Source organism: Burkholderia pyrrocinia, from assembly GCF_001028665.1.
Classification (GTDB): Bacteria; Pseudomonadota; Gammaproteobacteria; order Burkholderiales; family Burkholderiaceae; genus Burkholderia; species Burkholderia pyrrocinia.
The window spans coordinates 2,548,797-2,562,199 of record NZ_CP011504.1 but is presented as its reverse complement, the minus strand read 5'-3'; the positions used below and the strand labels follow the sequence as shown (position 1 = coordinate 2,562,199).

Sequence of the window (13,403 nt, the reverse complement as noted above, 5' to 3'; positions counted from 1 at the left end):
TCCGCCATCTGCTGCGCCCTTTTCGTCCCGATCTGCTGCTTGTCCCGCCGCACCGCGTTCCCTACGCTGTCTTCCGTTGCCCGACATCCGTCGCAACGCCCCTTCGAGCCGTGCGCATGCCGCGCCGCGGCTCCTCTCGCGTATCACGTCATGTATCGATATACCGATTTCGACCGGGCGCTCGTGCTGAGCCGCGCCGCCCAGTTTCGCGACCAGCTCGAACGCTGGCAGCACGGCACGCTGAGCGAAGACGCGTTCCGGCCGCTGCGCCTGCAGAACGGCTGGTATGTGCAACGCCACGCGCCGATGCTGCGCGTCGCCGTGCCGTACGGCGAGCTGTCGAGCGCGCAGCTTCGCGTGCTTGCGCGGATCGCGCGCGACTACGACGTGCCCGACGACGCCACCTACCGCGCCGCGAGCGACGCGCAGGCGCTGCTCGGCACGCTGCGCCTGCCGACCCGCAGCGCGCACTTCACGACGCGCACCAACGTGCAGTTCAACTGGATTCCGCTCGCGAAGGCGGCCGACGTGATGGACCTGCTCGCGACCGTCGACATGCACGGCATCCAGACGAGCGGCAACTGCATCCGCAATATCTCGTGCGACGAGCGCGCGGGCGTCGCGCCGGACGAGATCGCCGATCCGCGCCCGTTCGCCGAAGTGATGCGCCAGTGGACGACGCTGCACCCCGAATTCGCGTTCCTGCCGCGCAAGTTCAAGATCGCGATCACCGGCGCGGCCGAAGACCGCGCGGCGACCGACTGGCACGACGTCGGGCTGAAGCTCGTGCGCGACGACACGGGCGAGCTCGGCTTTCGCGTGAGCGTCGGCGGCGGAATGGGCCGCACGCCGATGATCGCGACGCAGCTGCGCGCGTTCCTGCCCTGGCGGCACGTGATGAACTACATCGAGGCGATCGTCCGCGTGTACAACCGCTACGGGCGGCGCGACAACAAGTACAAGGCGCGGATCAAGATCCTCGTCAAGACCGAGGGGCAACGCTACATCGACGACGTCGAGGAGGAGTTCCGCCAGATCGTCGGCCATGACGGCGGCCCGCACACGATTCCTCAGGCCGAATTCGATCGCGTCGCCGCATCGTTCGTCCCGCCGCGGCTCGAGCCGCGCACGCTCGACCTGCACGACGCGATTGCACGCATGTCCGCGCAGGCAAGCCGTCATCCCGCATTCGCCCGCTGGCTCGCACGCAATGTCGCCGCGCACCGCGACCCGGCGCTGCGCATCGTCACGCTGTCGTTCAAGCGCCGCCTGCAGGCACCCGGCGATGCGTCGCCGGACCAGCTCGACGCGCTTGCCGATCTCGCCGACCGCTACTCGGCCGGCGAGGCGCGCGTCACGCATACGCAGAACGTCGTGCTGCCGTGGGTACACGTCGACGACCTGTTCCTGCTGTGGGAAAACGCACGCGCAATCGGTCTCGCCAGCGCGAACGTCGGGCTGCTGACGGACATGATCGCGTGCCCGGGCGGCGACTTCTGCGCGCTCGCGAACGCGCGCTCGATCCCGATCGCCGATGCGATCGCCGAGCGCTTCCAGGATCTCGACCTGCTGCACGACGTCGGCGACATCGACCTGCACATCAGCGGCTGCATCAACTCGTGCGGCCACCATCACAGTGGCCATCTCGGCATCCTCGGCGTCGACAAGGACGGCGCGGAGTGGTACCAGGTGACGCTCGGCGGGTCGGACGGCTCGACCGCGAGCGGCCCCGCGCGGCCGGGCAAGGTGATCGGCCCGTCATTCTCGGCGGACGAGATCGTCGACGTCGTCGACGCGATCGTCAACGCGTATCTCGATGCGCGGATCGATGCGGACGGCCGCAGCGAACGATTCATCGACACGGTGCGCCGCATCGGCGCGGAACCCTTCAAGGCCGCCGCGAACGACGCGCGCCACCAGGCGGAGCACGCATGACGCAAGCCAGCGACAACGCAAGCACGAACGCACGCATCCGGTTGCTGACGCCGGCCGAACACGCGGGCGACACGCAGCAGCACGACGACGCGACGCTGACGATCGGCAACGACGAGGAACTGCCGCCGCTCGCCGCACGGATCGCGCAGGCTGCACGCATCGACCTGCAGTTCCCGTCGTTCACCGACGGTCGTGCGTACAGCCAGGCGTACCTGCTGCGCAAGCGCTTCGGCTTTGCCGGTGACCTGCGCGCGACCGGCGACGTGCTGGTCGACCAGTTGCTGCTGATGGAGCGCACGGGGTTTTCGAGCGCGGTGCTCGGCGACGACACGGATTTAGCGGCCGCGCGGCGGCAGCTCGACCGGTTTCCGGGCTTCTATCAGCGCGATGCGAGAACGGCAACGCCGCCGCACGACACGGCAACGCCAGCCGGGAAATGAAACGGGCGGCACGATGGCCGCCCGTACGATGAACCGGAAGCAAACCGGCCAGCGCCCGCCGCGAAGCGGGCGCCTTCGTTCAGCGCGCCGCCACCGGCTTGCCGAACCCGCCGAGGATCTTCTTCTCGAGCGCGATGTAGTCGCGGCCGAAATGGTGATCGCCCTGCGTCTTGATCACGTCGGCGCCCGTGTTCGCGAGTGCCGGGCACATCGTGTCCTTCTCTTCCGCGCCATAGAAGCACTGCACGAGCTGCGGCGGCACCTTCGCGATTTCCGGCGCGACCTTCAGCGCGTTGTCGCTCGCGGGCATGCCGAGCCAGCCCGTCACGCGGATCTGGAAATCGGCGGACGGCGCGAAGCCGAGCAGCGACATCACCGCGACCTTGTCGCGCAGGTCGGCCGGCAGCCGGTTGTACGCGAACGGCATCACGTCGGCGCCGAACGAATAGCCGACCAGCGCGACGCGGTTCGCGTGCCAGCGCGCCATGTAGGTGCGCATCACGCGTGCGAGATCGCGGCTCACCTGCGCGGGCGGCTTCTCGCTCCAGAAATAGCGCAGGCTGTCGATACCGACCACCGACACGCCGTCGCGCTGCAGCGCCTCGGCGATCGTCTTGTCGAGATCGCGCCAGCCGCCGTCGCCCGAGATCACGATCGCGAGCCGGTCGCTGCCGCCCTTGGCCGGCAGCTCGACGAGCGGCAGGTCCGACACGTCGAGTTCGTCGCCGCTGCTGCTGTTGTCCCGCAGGTGCGACGTGACGAGCGACACGAGCTTCGTGGTGTCGCCCGCGGCGGCCGTTTCAACGAAGCCGGGCATCGCGCGGCGCACGATCGTCGGATCGGGCGGGCACGGCTTGAAGCGCGGATCGAGCTTCGCGGTCGGGTTGACCGATACGACGCCGGCGATCGTGTTCTCCGGCGCCATCGACAGGATCTGCTTCGCGATCGCGCCGCCCTGGCCCACGCCCGCGACGATCGGCGTGAAATAGCGCGACGACTGCGCGAGGCGTTCGAGCTGGTGGCTGACCGCCTCGGCGTCGCCGTCGAGGTGGTGGCAGGTCTCCTGCTTCGCGGCGAGGTTCTTCGCATAGCGTTCGGAATCGACGCCGACCGTCATCGCACCGGCCTTCGCGAGTGCGTCGGCGGCCTGCTGATCGGCGGCATTCCAGCCGGCCTCACGCGAGAACAGCACGACGAAGCCGCGCAGCGGCCCGCTCGGCTTGGTCACGGTAACGGGCCCGTAGCGGCCGCCCGACACGGTTTCGGCCTTCACTGCGACCGGCTGCGTCGCGCACGCGACGCCGGCCAGCATCATTCCCGCGCAGGCGGCTGCCGCCCGCGCGATTCTGTTCTTCAACATCATGAACGCCGACCTCCAGCCAGCAATGACAGATCCGCAAGCGTGACGAACACGCCGACCGAGCCCGAGGCCGCGAGGTAACGCGGCTCCCAGTGCGGTTCGAACTTGCTCTTGAATGCGCGCAAGCCGCGGAAGTTGTAGAAGCGGCCGCCGAAGCGCCAGACCATCAGCCCGAACCGGTGCCACGGCGACGGCATCTTCGCCGCCCCCATCCCCGAGAACGGCGCGATGCCCAGGCTCAGCTTGCGGAAACCCGCTTCCTTCAGATGCAGCGCGAGCTGCGTAAACAGATACTCCATCGCGTACGGCGACGCGTCCGGCAGATGGCGCATCACGCCGACCGTCGCCTCGGTGTTGAGGTCGGTCGTCATGAACGTGACGAACGCGATCGGCTTGTCGGCCTGCCGCACGAGCATCACCGACTGCGTCGCGAGATAGCCGTCGTGGAACGCGGCAACCGAGAAGCTCTTCTCGCGCGCGTCGCGGCTGTCGAGCCAGCCGTCGGAGATGTCGCGCAGCGCCGGCAGCGCGACCGGCACGTCGCCCGGCGCGATCACCTCGACCGTCAGCGCGTCCTTGTCGCCGCGGCGCAGCGCGTAGCGCAGGTGCGAGCGATTCGAGCCCTTCAGGTCGAACTGGTCGAGCGCGATATGCGCTTCCTCGCCGAGCTTCATCAGCGTGAGCCCCGCGTCGAGATACAGCGGCAGCGCGTTCGCGCGCACCTGGTAGAACGCCGCGCGGCCACTGTGCGCATGCGCGAGCGCAATGAACTTGCCGATCAGCGCCGGCCATTCTTCGCGCGGCCCGACCGGGTCGTGCAGCGCGGCCCACGTGCGGCCGTACTTCGCGTACATCAGGAACGCCTGGCGCGATTCAGAGAACAGGAACGACTTGTCGCCCATCAGCGCGAGGCCCGCATCGCTGCACTCCTGCGCGCGGATGATCCGTTCTGCGTCGAACAGGTCCTGCGGCACGGGCTTCACGAAACGGCCGGGCGCCGGGCGCAGCAGTTGCCACAGCGCGAACATCGCGACGAACACGCCGGCCGCGAGCGTCGCGCGCAGCGCACGCGGCGCGCGCGCGTCGAACGAGAAATGCGACCACAGCTCGCGCGTGTACGGCACGTCGCGGAACGCGAAGAACAGCACCCACACGGCCAGCATCAGCACCATCGTCACCGACACGAACCAGCTCACCGTGAAGCGCTCGGCGAGCAGCGACGAATGGCGGTTGAAGCGGCGGCGGCTGACGAGCAGCAGCACCAGCAGCGTGCCGAGCACGCCGGCCTCGACGAACGCGAGGCCCTTGGCCAGCGACAGTGCGAGGCTCGCGAGCGTCAATGCGAAGGTCATCCACCAAGCGCCGTCGAGGCGGCGCAGCAGCCCGCGCGCGACGAACAGCAGCGCGACGCCGAGCACGCTGCAGATCACCTGCGAGCCTTCGAGCACCCACAGCGGCACGAGATGGCGCAGGATCGCGATCCGGTGCCAGAACGCGGGCGTCGCGCTCGAGATCACCAGCATGCTGCCGACCGCGAACGTCACGAGGCTCAGGAACAGCGGCGCGAGTTGCGACACGCGCACGGCCTGCCGCGTCACGAGCCGGCGCCGCAGCGCACGGCCCTCGAAACCGGCCAGCAGGCCGGCCGACAGCACGAGCGGCACGCCGAAGTAGATCGCGCGATACGCGATCAGCGCGGCGACCATCGCATGCGCGGGCACTTCGCGGCCGAGCGTGAAGACCATCGCGGCTTCGAACACGCCGATCCCGCCCGGCGTATGGCCGATCATCCCGAGCAGCAGCGCGGCGGCGTACACGGTGATGAAGGTCGGGAAGCCGACCGGTGCGGCCGGCAGCAATACCCACAGCGTCAGGCCCGCCGCGACGACGTCGAGCACCGCATAGACGACCTGCATGACGAGATCGCGCCGCGCCGGCACGTCGAACGACAGCCACTTGAAGCGCGTGACGACCGGGCGCGCGGTGTTGCCGCACATCGCGACCATCGCGGCCAGCACCACCAGCAGCGCCGCCCCGCTCCACGTGAGCACGCCGGGCGCGACGTGCAGCATCGCGGCGAGCGCCTCCGGCACGCAGACCATGCCGACCGCCGTCATCAGCACCATCGCGAGCGCCAGCGTGCCGCTCGTGAACACCGTCATCCGGCCGATCTGCGCGGGCGTGACGCCCGACACGCCGTACACGCGTGCGCGGACCGCACCGCCCGTCAACGCGCCGAAACCGGTCGCGTTGCCGAGCGCGGATCCGGCGATCGCGCCGATCCACAGCGCGGCGCGCGGCACCTTCGCGGCGACATAGCGCAGGCCGACCGCGTCGCGCGCGACGAGCGCGAGATAGCTGAGGGCCGTCGCGGCCAGCGACGCGCCCCACTCGCCGGTGGACATGTGGCGCAACTGGCGGATCACCGACCGGTAGTCGACGGATTCCGACAGGTGCTGGAAAACCACGATCAGCAGCAGGCCGATGCCGAATGCGAGCAGCGGCGACAGCACGCGCTCGTTGCGAACCAGCGCCGAGACACGGGCGATCGCCGCCGCGGCACGGCCCGGCGACCCAGGGTGGCGGGAAGACATAGGTTGTTCAGTGGTGGTGCATAGCGAGTCACGGCGCGGGTTGGCCCGGCGGCGACATATCTGGTCTGGTTGTTCTGCGTGGGCGGTCGGCCGAAGACGGAGGCAGGTGGCGCCTGGATCAGAACTTACGAGTATACGGAATTTATATTACAGAATCTTTCAGGTCCGCATTGTGCGGTTTTGTGGCGTGCGGGGCGCGTAAACATCGCATCAAAATCGTGCGGCCGATCAACGCAAGGTGCGCATCATACCGGGAACCGGGGCGGTTTTTTCATCGGATGAATGACTTGTGATGCATTTGGGAGAAATCTGCCGGATGCGGCCGCACAGTGGAGGACAAACGGCAAGTCCGTGGCGGTGTTTTGTAATGGGAGACGGGTCGGGTCAAGGTGGATGCAGTTCGTCTCAGTAAAGGGTCGCGGTTCCGTATCCAATCAGCGTCATCGAAGCCATGTCGTTACCTGGAAGCCGAACGACAGGAATCGGTGCCGTCAGTCGGGCGACGGGATTACACCAAGTCTGCGCCGGCCCGCTCGCGCAGCACGTCGATGAACGCGCGCAGCTTCGCCGGCACGTGCTTGCGATTCACGTAATACAGCCACATCGGCGGCAACGTCCGGCACGCGCCCGGCAGCACCTCGACGAGCGTGCCGTCGCGCAAGTCCTGCTCGATCCGTTCGCGCATGAACGCAAACGCGATCCCGACACCCGCGCGCGCCGCATCGATCACCGCGTCGGCATCGTTCGTCACGAACACGCCTTCCGGATCGAGATCGACGTCGCGGCGCCCGTCGTGCAGCAGCCATTTATGCAACCGCCCGCTCTCCGAAAACCGGAAGCGGATGCACGCATGACGCTCGAGCTCCGCGATCGACGCCGGCGCGCCGTACCGCGCCAGATAACCGGGCGACGCAACGAGCGCACACGACAACGCCGGCGCGATCCGCACGCCGATCATGCCCGGCTGCAGCCGGTCGGCGAGCCGGATCCCCGCGTCGAAGCCGTCCTTCGCGATGTCGACCAGCTCGTTCTCGTAGCGGATCTCGAGCCGGACTTTCGGATAGCGCTCGCGGAACGCGGCAAGAATCGGCGCGATCACGAGCGTACGCGCCAGCGGCAGCGCGGTGACGCGCAGCAGCCCGCTCGGCTCGCTGCGCGCGTCCTTCAGCTCGCCGCGCGCCTGCATGACCTGCCGGTATGCGGGCTCCGTCTGCTGCCAGTAGCGCTGCCCGGCTTCCGTCAGGCTCACGCCGCGTGTGCTGCGATTGAACAGCTTCACGTTCAGCTCGCCCTCGAGCTGCCCGATCGCGAGGCTGACGGCAGCCGGCGTCAGGCCGAGCGCGGCGGCCGCCCGCGTGAAGTTGCCGGCGGTCGCGACGGTCATGAACACGTGCAGCCCGGCCATCGGATCGCGTCTGCCCATCATTAAAAAAACTTGAAGCTCCTACGAGCGGAATACGGATTCTCCCATATACCGCAACTGCCTACACTGGCCCTGTCGTCCCACCGGAGCCTCGCATGGACCCGCTCACCGCCGCGCTGCCGCTCGCAGCCGCCCGCCGCACGATCGATGCAGCACTCGCGCATGCCGAGTCGCTGCAGGTCGCCGGCGTCGCCATCGCAATCGTCGATGCCGGCGCGAACCTGCTCGCGTTCGTGCGCACCGACGACTGTTTTCTCGGCGCGATCGATCTCGCGCAGCGCAAGGCGCAAACGGCGGTCCGCTTCCGCGCATCGACCGGCGCGCTCGGCGCGATGTCGGGCGACGGCCCGCTGCGCGGCATCGAACACAGTCACGGCGGGCTCGTCACGTTCGGCGGCGGCGAACCGCTCGTCGACGACAGCGGCCGCTGCGTCGGCGCCATCGGCGTCTCGGGCGGCAGCGTCGACGAAGACACCGCGATCGCCCGGCACTGCCGCGACCGCTTTCAGGCAACCCTCCACTCCACAAGGTAGGCACATGGCTCAGAAACGCATCCTCATCACCGGCGCAGGCACCGGCTTCGGCCGCGAAGTTGCGCTGCGGCTCGCCGAACGCGGTCACGACGTGACGGCCGGCGTGCGCGTCACGGCCGAGATCGACGACCTGACGGCCGCTGCCGCGCAACGCGGCACCGCGCTGCGCGCCGTCAAGCTCGACATCACGTCGGCCCACGACCGCGCCCGCGCGGCCGATCTCGATTTCGACGTACTCGTGAACAACGCGGGCGTCGGCGAAGCCGGCGCGCTCGTCGACCTGCCGGTCGAAATCGTCCGCGAACTGTTCGACGTCAACGTGTTCGGGCCGCTCGAACTGACGCAGCACATCGCGCGCGGCATGCTCGCGCGCCGGCACGGCAAGATCGTATTCGTGTCGTCGATCGCGGGCCTGATCACGGGGCCGTTCACGGGCGCCTATTGCGCGTCGAAGCACGCGGTCGAATCGATCGCCGAGGCGATGCACGCAGAACTGGCGCCGCACGGCATCCGCGTCGCGGTCGTGAACCCCGGCCCGTACAGCACCGGCTTCAACGACCGGATGATGGAAACGCCGCGACGCTGGCGCGATCCTGCCGTCCACACGGTGACGCCCGAACGGCTGACGTTCCCGCTCGAACAGCACGATCCGGAAGAAATGATCGCGAAGATGGTCGACGTGATCGAAAGCGACGGCGGCGCATTCCGCAACCTGCTGCCGCAGTCGTCGGAAGCGTTCGTGCGTGCCGAACAGGCGCGCGCGTGGGATCGGCAGCAGTGACGTAAGCCGGCGGCAGCAAGCGGGTCACACCGCAGCAGCCGTCGACGGCCATGTCGGCAGCCCGGACCGCCGGCTTGCCGGCCACGGTACCAGCCACCAATCCGGCGGAGCTGCGTCAAGCCGCTCCGCCTGCGTTCAATACACGTCCCGCATATAGCGCCGCGCCTTCGCAAGCCGCGCGACATAGTCGTTCGCATCGTCGTCCGACATGCCGCCATGCTCGGCGACGACCGCCTTCAGCGCCGTATCGACGTCCTTCGCCATCCGCGACGCGTCGCCGCACACGTAGAAGTGCGCGCCTTCCTCCAGCCACGCGAACAGCTCGGCGCCCTGCTCGCGCATCCGGTCCTGCACGTAGATCTTGTCGGCCTGGTCACGCGAGAACGCAAGGTCGAGCCGCGTCAGGAAGCCGCTGTCGTGCATCGCGCCCAGCTCGTCGCCGTAGTAGAAATCGGTCTGCGCGTGCTGCTCGCCGAAGAACAGCCAGTTGCGCCCACGCGCGCCGCGCGCCTGCCGCTCGTGCAGGAAACCGCGAAACGGTGCGACGCCGGTGCCGGGGCCGACCATCACGATCGGCACGTCGCCGTTCACCGGCGGCCGAAAATGCGCGGACTTCTGCACGAATACGGGCACGCGGCCGTCGTCCGCGCGATCGGCGAGGAACGTCGACGCGACGCCTTTGCGCGCGCGCCGGCCATTGTGATAACGCACGGCCGACACGGTAAGGTGGATCTCGCCCTGGTGCGCGCTCGGGCTCGACGCGATCGAATAAAGGCGCGGCTGCAGCCGCTTCAGCATCCCGACCAGCTCCGTGCCCGACATGTCGACCGGGAACTCGTGCAGCACGTCCGCAAGCTGTTGCCCCCACAACCATTGCTTCAGGTCACCCTTGCGGTCGTCGCCGAGCAGTGACTTCAGCGCGCCGTTCGCGCTGCGCGACGCGATGAAGGCAAGCGTGTCCGGATGCGGGCGCGTGATGTCGAAGTGGCGCGCGAGCGCATCGCCGAGACGCACGTCGCCGACGCCTGCGATCGACACCGGCGCGTCGGCCTTCAGCGCGGTGACGGACAGCAACTCGTCGACCAGCTCCGGGCAGTTGGTCGGCCATACGCCGAGCGCATCGCCGGTTTCGTATTCGAGGTTCGCACCTTCGGTCGACAGCGACACGTAGCGCGTGTCCTTCGCGGCGCCCGGGCGATTGAGCCGCAGGTTCGCGACGAGCTTCGACGGCGCCGGATGCGCCTTCGACGGCAGCAGCCCCGACGGGCTCATCCCGCCGGACGGCACCGCGTGCAGTGCGGCATCGGCCTCCTTGATCCGCGCGACGACACGTTCGAGCCACTGGTCGGCATCGTTCTGGAATTCGACGTCGCAATCGACGCGCGCGCACAGGCGTGCCGCGCCGAGTTCCGCGAGCCGCGCATCGAGCCGGCGGCCGTGGCCGCAGAACTGGTCGTAGTTGCGATCGCCGAACGCGAGCACCGCGAAATGCACGCCGTCGAGGCGCGCGGCGCTGCCGGCCTGCAGCGCGTCCCAGAACTCGCTGCCGTTGTCGGGCGCATCGCCGTCGCCGAACGTGCTCGTCATCAGCAGCACGTATTGCGCGCCAGCGAGCGACGCGACCGGATAGTCGGACATGCACGCGGTGCGAATCTCGAAGCCCGCGTTCATCAGCTTCGTCGCGTAATCCTCGGTCAGCGATTCGATGTTGCCGGTCTGCGATGCCCACAGCAGCACAACCTTCGGGCGCGTGCGAACGATTCGCACGCCGCCCGGCGCGGCGGCATCGGCCGGCAATGCCGGTGCAGCGGCAACCTGCGAACTCGCAGGCAACGAACGGCTGAACAGGCCCGCGAGCATCCCGTCGAGCCAGAACCGCACCGGCGGCGTGAGCGGCGCGCCGGCCGGCAGCACCGGCACGCTGCCCTCGCGCCGGCCGGCGCTCGCCTTCAGCCCGCTGACGAGGCCGGCCACGTACAGCCGTTCGGTGTCGGTCAGCGGCGGCGGCGCGAGGTCGGTCAAGCCGAGCGCGGCCGCGAAAGTGTCGATGTCTGCCATGTCGGATTCCTGTGAAGCAGTGGCCTGTGCCATCGCCGGAGCGGGCCGCGCGTCGTCGGCGCGCGCATCGGGTTGCGCCGTCTCGTCGTCGGCGGACGCGAACGCATCCGTGTCGACGCGCCGCAGCGCGACCGCGCAGTATTTCAGTTCGGGCTGCTGAGATTCGGCATCGATCGCATCGTTCGTCACCGCGTTGATGCACAGGTCGTCGCCGTACACGTCGTTCCAGTGCATCGGCGCGAAGCAGTTGCCGCGCTGCACGCGCTCGGTCACGACGGCCGGCAGCACCGCGCGGCCGCGCGCCGAGCGGATCTCGACGCTGTCCTTCGCGGCGATGCCGAGTGCGCTCGCATCGTCCGGGTGCAGCTCGACGAACGGGCGCGGGTTCAGCTTGTTCAGCATCGCGACCTTGCCCGTCTTCGTCATCGTGTGCCATTGATGCTGCAGCCGCCCGGTGTTCAGCACGATCGGGAACGTGTCGTCGGGCAGCTCGGCCGGATCGACGTGCGGCCGTGCGAAGAAGCACGCCTTGCCCGACGGCGTCGGGAACGCAATGCGCGGCGCATCACTCCCGTCGGCCGCCGTGCGCAGCGTCTGGCTCACGCCGTCGTTCAGGTAGCGGATCGGGTGCCGCTCGCGCGCGGCGCCCGGTGCGACCGGCCACTGCACCGGGCCGTCGCGCAGCGCCGCATGGCTCGCACCGCGCAGGTCGTAGCCCGTCGCCGGATTCGAGAAGCGGACGATCTCGTCGAACACGTCGGCCGCCGACGCATAGTCGAACGCATCGCCGAAGCCCATCGCGCGCGCGACTTCCGCGACGATGCGCCAGTCGGGCAGCGCGTCGCCGGGCGGTGCGACCGCCGCGTGCATCAGCGTCATGTTGCGCTCGGAGTTGACCATCACGCCGTCGCCCTCGGCCCACAGCGCGCCCGGCAGCAGGATGTCCGCGTAGCGGTTGGTCTCGGTGTCGAGAAACGCGTCCTGCGCGATCACGAGCTCCGCCGTCTGCAACCCGGCGATCACGTTCTGCCGGTTCGGCACGGTCGCGACCGGATTCGTGCAGACGATCCAGCACGCCTTGATGTCGCCGGCCGCCATCCGCGAGAACAGGTCGACGGTGCCCTGGCCGGTTTCCTTGCGCAGCGTGCCGGCCGGCACGCGCCACAGGTTCTCGACGAAGCGCCGGTCGTCGTCGGACAGCACCGAGCGCTGGCCCGGCAGCCCGGGGCCCATGTAGCCCATCTCGCGACCGCCCATCGCGTTCGGCTGGCCGGTCAGCGAGAACGGCCCGCTGCCGGGGCGGCAGATGCGGCCGGTCGCGAGATGCAGGTTGCAGATCGCGTTGGTGTTCCACACGCCGTGCGTGCTCTGGTTGAGCCCCATCGTCCAGCAGCTCATCCACTCCTGCGCATCGCCGATCCATTGCGCGGCCGTGCGCAGGTCGGCTTCCGCGAGCCCGGTGATTTCCGCAACGCGCTCGGGCGTGTAGTCGGCGAGGAACGCGGGCATTGCGTCCCAGCCTTCGGTGTAAGCGTCGATGAACGCGCCGTCGGTGCGGCCGTTCGCGTGCAACAGATGCAGCAGCCCGTTCGTCAGCGCGAGATCGGTGCCGGGCCGGATCTGCAGGAACAGGTCGGCCTTGTCGGCCGTGCCGGTACGGCGCGGATCGACGACGATCAGCTTCGCGCCGGCCTTCACGCGATCCATCATCCGCAGGAACAGGATCGGATGGCAGTCGGCCATGTTCGCGCCGATCACGAAGAACAGGTTCGCGCGATCGAAGTCCTGGTACGACCCGGGCGGGCCGTCCGCGCCGAGCGACTGCTTGTAGCCGGTGCTCGCGCTCGCCATGCAGAGGCGCGAGTTCGACTCGATGTTGTTGGTGCCGACGAAGCCCTTCGCGAGCTTGTTGACGAGGTATTGCGCCTCGATCGACATCTGCCCCGACACGTAGAACGACAGCGCGTCGGGCCCGTGCGCATCGAGCACCGCGCGCAGGCGGCGCGCGGTCTCGGCGATCGCGTCGCGCGCCGGCAGCGGCACGAGATCGTCCTCGCGCGCGCGGCGCACGAACGCGCGGTCGAGCCGCCCCGAGCGGCGCAGCGCGACGTGCGCCGACGAACCCTTCGTGCACAGCCGCCCGAAGTTGGTCGGATGGTCGGAGTCGCCGGACACCTTGACGACTTCGCCATCCTCGACGTGCAGCACCATCCCGCAGCCGACGCCGCAGTACGGGCACACGCTCTTGACGGGGGTGGCGGTCATGCGCGCTCCGGGGC

At 68.9% G+C, this 13,403-nt stretch carries 8 protein-coding genes; 4 read left to right on the top strand and 4 right to left on the bottom strand.

Features of this window, described 5'->3' with window-relative positions:
* Positions 1-150: 150 nt before the first annotated feature.
* On the top strand, positions 151-1,935 hold the full coding sequence (locus ABD05_RS27485) for a nitrite/sulfite reductase (RefSeq protein ID WP_047903114.1): 1,785 nt from the start codon (positions 151-153) through the stop codon (positions 1,933-1,935).
* The gene (locus ABD05_RS27480; protein WP_047903113.1) at positions 1,932-2,375 is read left to right on the top strand and encodes a DUF934 domain-containing protein; all 444 of its coding nucleotides are present in this window, start codon (positions 1,932-1,934) and stop codon (positions 2,373-2,375) included. Before ABD05_RS27485 ends, ABD05_RS27480 begins: the two co-directional genes overlap by 4 nt.
* A gap of 79 nt (positions 2,376-2,454) precedes the next feature.
* Here ABD05_RS27480 and ABD05_RS27475 read toward each other — a convergent pair whose 3' ends face one another.
* The 3 genes from ABD05_RS27475 to ABD05_RS27465 all read right to left on the bottom strand — a co-directional run bounded on the left by ABD05_RS27475 (position 2,455) and on the right by ABD05_RS27465 (position 7,752).
* Positions 2,455-3,738, bottom strand: a complete 1,284-nt coding sequence (locus tag ABD05_RS27475) for a virulence factor family protein (protein WP_047903112.1) — start codon at positions 3,736-3,738, stop codon at positions 2,455-2,457.
* Positions 3,735-6,329: a bifunctional lysylphosphatidylglycerol flippase/synthetase MprF gene (mprF, locus tag ABD05_RS27470; protein WP_047903111.1), complete on the bottom strand. Its 2,595-nt coding sequence runs from the start codon at positions 6,327-6,329 to the stop codon at positions 3,735-3,737. Before mprF ends, ABD05_RS27475 begins: the two co-directional genes overlap by 4 nt.
* Positions 6,330-6,837: 508 nt before the next feature.
* Positions 6,838-7,752 (bottom strand): LysR family transcriptional regulator, encoded by a 915-nt coding sequence (locus tag ABD05_RS27465; RefSeq protein ID WP_047903110.1) that lies wholly within the window; start codon positions 7,750-7,752, stop codon positions 6,838-6,840.
* 95 nt (positions 7,753-7,847) lie between these two features.
* Here ABD05_RS27465 and ABD05_RS27460 point away from each other — a divergent pair, with 95 nt between their 5' ends.
* Both ABD05_RS27460 and ABD05_RS27455 read left to right on the top strand, forming a co-directional pair.
* Entirely contained in the window at positions 7,848-8,285 is a 438-nt protein-coding gene (locus tag ABD05_RS27460) for a GlcG/HbpS family heme-binding protein (RefSeq protein WP_047903109.1), read from the top strand.
* A 4-nt stretch (positions 8,286-8,289) separates the two neighbouring features.
* Positions 8,290-9,066, top strand: coding sequence for an SDR family oxidoreductase (locus ABD05_RS27455; protein ID WP_047903108.1), 777 nt, complete (start codon positions 8,290-8,292; stop codon positions 9,064-9,066).
* Positions 9,067-9,201: 135 nt separating this feature from the next.
* Here ABD05_RS27455 and ABD05_RS27450 read toward each other — a convergent pair whose 3' ends face one another.
* Positions 9,202-13,389: a bifunctional nitrate reductase/sulfite reductase flavoprotein subunit alpha gene (locus tag ABD05_RS27450; protein WP_047903107.1), complete on the bottom strand. Its 4,188-nt coding sequence runs from the start codon at positions 13,387-13,389 to the stop codon at positions 9,202-9,204.
* Between the last annotated feature and the right edge of the window lie 14 nt (positions 13,390-13,403).